This is a genomic window from Fodinibacter luteus (assembly GCF_039541575.1).
Taxonomy (GTDB): domain Bacteria; phylum Actinomycetota; class Actinomycetes; order Actinomycetales; family Dermatophilaceae; genus Fodinibacter; species Fodinibacter luteus.
In genome coordinates this window covers 1-5,024 of the sequence record NZ_BAABGM010000028.1, presented here as the reverse complement: position 1 = coordinate 5,024, position 5,024 = coordinate 1, and the positions used below count along the sequence as shown (strand labels likewise).

4 protein-coding genes are annotated in these 5,024 nt (G+C 68.3%); 1 reads left to right on the top strand and 3 read right to left on the bottom strand.

The window, feature by feature from the left end:
• Nucleotides 1–67 precede the first annotated feature (67 nt).
• The 3 genes from ABD899_RS18210 to ABD899_RS18200 form a co-directional block, all read right to left on the bottom strand.
• Nucleotides 68–2,545 (bottom strand): glycoside hydrolase family 32 protein, encoded by a 2,478-nt coding sequence (locus ABD899_RS18210; protein WP_345208689.1) that lies wholly within the window; start codon nt 2,543–2,545, stop codon nt 68–70.
• Nucleotides 2,546–2,951: 406 nt separating this feature from the next.
• Nucleotides 2,952–3,488 carry an RBBP9/YdeN family alpha/beta hydrolase gene (locus tag ABD899_RS18205; protein ID WP_345208688.1) on the bottom strand — a complete coding sequence of 179 codons (537 nt, stop codon included), beginning with the start codon at nt 3,486–3,488 and terminating at the stop codon, nt 2,952–2,954.
• 187 nt (nt 3,489–3,675) lie between these two features.
• Nucleotides 3,676–4,263: a GNAT family N-acetyltransferase gene (locus tag ABD899_RS18200; RefSeq protein ID WP_345208687.1), complete on the bottom strand. Its 588-nt coding sequence runs from the start codon at nt 4,261–4,263 to the stop codon at nt 3,676–3,678.
• Nucleotides 4,264–4,682: 419 nt separating this feature from the next.
• Here ABD899_RS18200 and ABD899_RS18195 point away from each other — a divergent pair, with 419 nt between their 5' ends.
• Complete coding sequence (locus ABD899_RS18195) at nt 4,683–4,874, top strand: hypothetical protein (RefSeq protein WP_345201597.1); 192 nt, start codon at nt 4,683–4,685, stop codon at nt 4,872–4,874.
• Nucleotides 4,875–5,024 lie beyond the last annotated feature (150 nt).

The window sequence follows — 5,024 nt, the reverse complement described above, 5'->3', positions numbered from 1 at the left end:
GGCCCGCCTCATCCCGCGGACACGCCGTAACCCCACCAGTCACTTTCGTAACAGGCCCTAGGCCTGGTCAGGGGCGGATGGGCGTGACCTTGATGTCGACAGCCTTGGCGGTCCCGCCGATCGAGTAGGCCGCGACACCCGTCGCCGAGGACGGCGGGTAGATGAGGTCGGTCATGGAGACCTGACCGCCCTGGGCGAGCACCTCGACCGAGCTGCGGTCCAGGTATGCCGTGAACGTCACCTCACCCTCGCGCACCCTCACCGGTGCCTCCTCGACGCTGGGGAAGAGGGGGTTGAACCTCACGTTGCCGCTGTGCGTCCGGTCGACGACCAGCGTGCCGTCGCGACGGACCCCGACCTTGGTGCCGACGGTACCGTCGGCGCTGCGCCGCAGCACGACGCCCGCCTCGGACGCCGAGCCTAGGGCGACGCGGACCTCGACCCGTGCCACCGTCGCGCCGATCCCGGTCGGGGTCACACCGGCCTCGACCGGACGCATCTTGGCTTGCTGCTTGTCACGGTTCACGGTCACCGCATCGAGTCCCGGGACCGGCGTCTGGCGGAGGCGCGGTCCCGTCTCGGTCGTGACGAGGGACAGCCTGCGGGGCATCGTCATCTGGCCGCGCCACGGGTCGGTGGGCACGTCGCCGGCGTACTGCCAGTTGTTCATCCAGCCGATGAAGGTGCGCTGGTTATCGGGCAACCCGTTGAATGTCACTCCGGCGTAGTTGTCGCGTCCGAAGTCGACCCAGCTGGCACGGTCGGTCCCGCTCTTGGCCGGCGCCGAGGCGAGCATGAACTGGTCGGCGAGGATGTGCCCCCACCCACCGGAGCTGTGGTCGACCACCGTGATCTGCGCGGTGCGACCCTGCAGGTCGCTGAGGTCCCACGAGGCCCAGTCGAGGGCTTCGCTGTCTGATCCCGTGCTCGAGCGCACGACCTCGCCGTCGACGACGAGGTTAACGGTGGTCTGGGTGTCGCGCGGGCCGGCTGCCGTGTCAGAGAACCGGATGTCGTCCACCATCAGGTGTCCCCAGTCGCCACCACTGTGGTCGTCGCGGACGACGATCCGGGCCTGCTGGCCCACCACCGCCCTGGCGTCGATGTGGCGCCAGTCCATCTCACCGGAGTTGTTGCCGGTCACCGACCCGACGACCACTTCGCCCGAGACGAGCTCCACGACGGTCGGGCCACTGGTCCCGAGCGGGTGCGTGCCCCCGGCGATGAGGAGGTTGACGTAGTCCTTGGTCACGGTGAACTCCGGCGACACGAAGGTGCCCATGGCGGGGTCGCACTTGTCCGGCACGACGCACGTGTCGAGCACCTTGTCACCCTGGTGGTAGGGCAGGCCCGAGCTGGTCGCGCCGTAGCCGACGAAGTCCCCGGTGGCACTCCATCCGTCGGGCAGATGCGTCGCCGGGTCGAGGTCCTCGAAGTCGGTGAAGACCTCGCCCCCCGGGTCGCCCTGGGTCGCACCGGCGATCGCTGGGTGGCGGCCACCTCCGATGAGGAAGTTGAGGTACCGCTGGTCGATGGTGAACTCCGGCGAGGTCAGCTCGCCTTGGGCGGCGTCGAACTCGATGAAGCTGTTGACGAGGCGTTCGCCCACGAAGCCGGTGACGGGCTGCTGGCCCGGCAGGGAACCGGATGCCGGTTCAGACCCGAACGCGGTCCCCGTCGGGGTCCATCCGGAGTACCCGTTCTCGAACCCTTGGAGGAGCGTCCCGGTGGGAGGCTCGTAGGTGGCCGGGCCGTCGGGCGTGAACGTCGTACCGTCGAAGTCGCCGACGAAGTACTGGGTGCCCGAGCCGCCGGCGATGCCACCGGGGTTGAGGCTGACGAGCATGACCCACTTGACGTTGTCCGGGTCGCCGTCCACCGCGAGGGGGAACAGGTCCGGGCACTCCCACAGGCCCCCGGTGGCGTCGCGGGGGCCGAACTCGGAGAGCCGGGTCCACTGCTTAAGGTCGGCGGAGCGCCAGATCAGAACCTTGTGCTCGTTGGCGATCACCGCCACCATCCGCCACTCCTGGGCGGGCTCGTACCAGAAGACCTTGGGATCGCGGAACTCGCGCGAGCCGATGTCGATGACCGGGTTGCCCGAGTACTTCGTCCACGTCTGGCCGTCGTCGATCGAGTACGCCAGCGACTGGGCCTGGATCCCGTCGCGGCCGCTGGCGGCCGTGTAGGCGCTGGTGTATATCGCCACCAGAGGGGGGTTCTGGGCTGTCCCGAACCCCGACCTGTTCGTCGTGTCGACCACCACCGAACCGGAGAACACCCCCTCGTTGGCGTCGAACGGGATGGCGACCGGCTGCTCGTCCCAGTGGACAAGGTCGGTGCTCGTCGCGTGCCCCCAGGACATGTTGCCCCACACGTCGCCGAGCGGGTTGTACTGGAAGAAGAGGTGATAGACGCCCTTGTGGAAGACAAGCCCATTGGGGTCGTTCATCCAGTTCTTCGCGGGACTGAAATGGTAGGCCGGGCGGTGCTCCGGCGTGTCCGCCGAGGCCGGCGCCACGCCGAGCGTGGCGAGGAAAGCCACGACCAACAACGCGACAGCGCGCCAACGACGGGTGGGGTGAAGGGTGATGACCATGATGAACCTCCGAGATGACAACGTTGTCAGTGCCCCTGCAGGAACGGTACAACGGGCCGCGGCCGAACGCGCGTCGAGCGTCCAGGACGTGGACAGAAGGTCCTGACCCGGCCAGCGTCCCTACCCGGACGGGTCACGCGCCGAGCAAGACCCAGTCCTGGCTGGTTTGTCAGTAGCCACCCCGCCGCCATCCCGCCGCGCCCGGTCCTCAGCTGCGCCAGGATGCTCTTCTCGCGCGGCGAGGCACCTTGCCCCATCGCGAACCCAGAACAGGCCTGGATCGGCTTCGCGTTGCCGTTCGGCCAGCCACTCGGGATCGCTCGAACCGTCCTGCTATTGCCGGGTTCCGGGGTTAGTCGATCAGCCGGTCGAGGAGTTCGAACGACTCATAGGGCTGGTCGATGTCTCCGAAGTGGCCGTCGTCCCGGACGATCTGGGTCCCGCCCAGCCGTTCGAACATGGCCCGACCTTGCGTGTCGTCGCAGCCGTACGGGTCCTCGCGGGAGTTGATGAAGTACAGGTCGCGAACATGGGCCCGGATCGCCGCCCAGTCGTAGTCCTGCTGGAGCACGGGTTCGTCCTCAGTGGTGGGCGGGGTGCAGTACCCGGCGACGAGGATGGCCTGACCCACCCTGGTGTCGATGTGCTCAAGGAGCGCCAGCAGCAGCGCTGCCCCGCCGGAGTGGCCGACCAGCACGGTGTTCGCATCGAAGCTGTGGTTGGCCAGTAACTTCGGCAGGAACGTGGCGATGGGCTCCACGTTGAGGCCGGGATAGTGCGGCACCTGGACGGTGTAGCCGCGTTCGGTCAGCCGCTGCCGCAGCCACGGCAGCCACACGACGTCGGGATGTGCGCCGGTTCCGTGAAACAGGATCGCCGTGCGGTTCACGAACTGTCCTTTCGTGGTGCGCGGCGCACCTCTCGTGGGCCTATCGCAGCCGCCGCGGGCGCTCCACAGCGTGCCGGACGTTCTATCAGCAGTCGATGACATCCCCAGGTGGCCGATGTGCGTCTCATCGCCGCCTGTTGCCCACGGCGGGGACGCTGGTCGAGGCCCCAGGCAATGTCCTTGTGCATCACCCCACGTGACGGCGCATCACCGGTCGCGTGGGCGCTGTGCGGCCGATCTCGACAAAGCCGGCATGGGTGAACATCGACAAGGTGCCGTGGTAGAGCGCGGCCCCGGCCGATCGACCGTGACGGGCCGAGACGTCGACCGGGTGGCCCTCCAGCACGCCGGCCCCGTGCTCCGCGGCATACTTCACCCCTGCAGCGAGCAATGCTCCCGCGACGCCTTGTCTGCGATGTCCGACCCTGACCACGAAGCATGTGGTCCGCCAGACCCGCTCCCCGGCGTCGCGATCCCCCACGACTTTCGCCAGCGCGGCCTGGCCGGTGACGCGGGGATAGGACGTGCGCGGACCCAGCTGCAGCCAGCCGATGGGCTCACCATCGCGGTAGGCCAGCAGGCCGGGTGGGACTTTGGCGTCGCGCACCTGCGCCTCCAGATCGGCGCGGTTGCGCTCGGCGGAGTCGCGGTATCGGTTGCCGGTGGTGAGGAAGAACTGGCACCAGCACCACGACGGGTCACCGCGGGTGCCAAACACGGTCACCAGGTCCGACCAGCGCTCAACCGTTGCCGGTGCGATGCCCAGGCCCTCCACGACACCCAGTCTGGCACCGGCCACGCCCGGTCCCCTCGTGGAACTTCCGTGATGAGCTGTGTCGGCTGGGTGAACGTCACCCCAGGGGTAAGCCGGCGGAGGCTGGTTGGTTGGATGCGCATCAATGGTTCACCGGGAAAGTCGACGTCCTACCTGCCTGACACCGCCGCGAGTCGCGGGGGCGGGTTGGGGGGCTCGACCGACACACCCCGTTTCCCAAGGCCCCTCCTGCGCACCATGCGGGAGGCGACACGCGCTTCTGACGATCGCCGCCGGCCTGGTGGTGGGACGGGGCCCCTTCCCGAAGACGACAGGTGGCAAGTATCGACGCCAAAGCGCCTAGACGACGCACACCGGATGAGCGGACACTCGACGTACCCACCGACGCCCGGGTCGGCGGTACCGGCGAAGGGTTAGCCATGGAGATCTGGTTCTGGATCCTTGGCATAGTGGCGGTTGCGGCGGTCATCGCAATGGTCGTTGACCGGCGGCGTGGCCCGTCGAATTCGGGTGGCAGCGTGGACTTCAACATGAACAGCCGCACCGATGAGGAGTACAGAGGGGACTTCCACGGACCGTCGTCAAGCGGCGGGGGTGGCGGCGGCGGGTGACCGTACCGCCCCCATGGGCTGGCGCCCGGACCCCATCGCGGGGTTCCACCTCACGGACTGCGTCTCAACGGCAGCCGCCTGCCGTCCAGCTAGGGCCTGTTACGAAAGTGACTGGTGGGGTTACGGCGTGTCCGCGGGATGAGGCGGGCC

Excerpts from the sequence above, each read along its gene's own strand:
- ABD899_RS18195 (WP_345201597.1), top strand. The coding sequence starts at position 4,683 with ATGGAGATCTGGTTCTGGATCCTTGGCATAGTGGCGGTTGCGGCGGTC.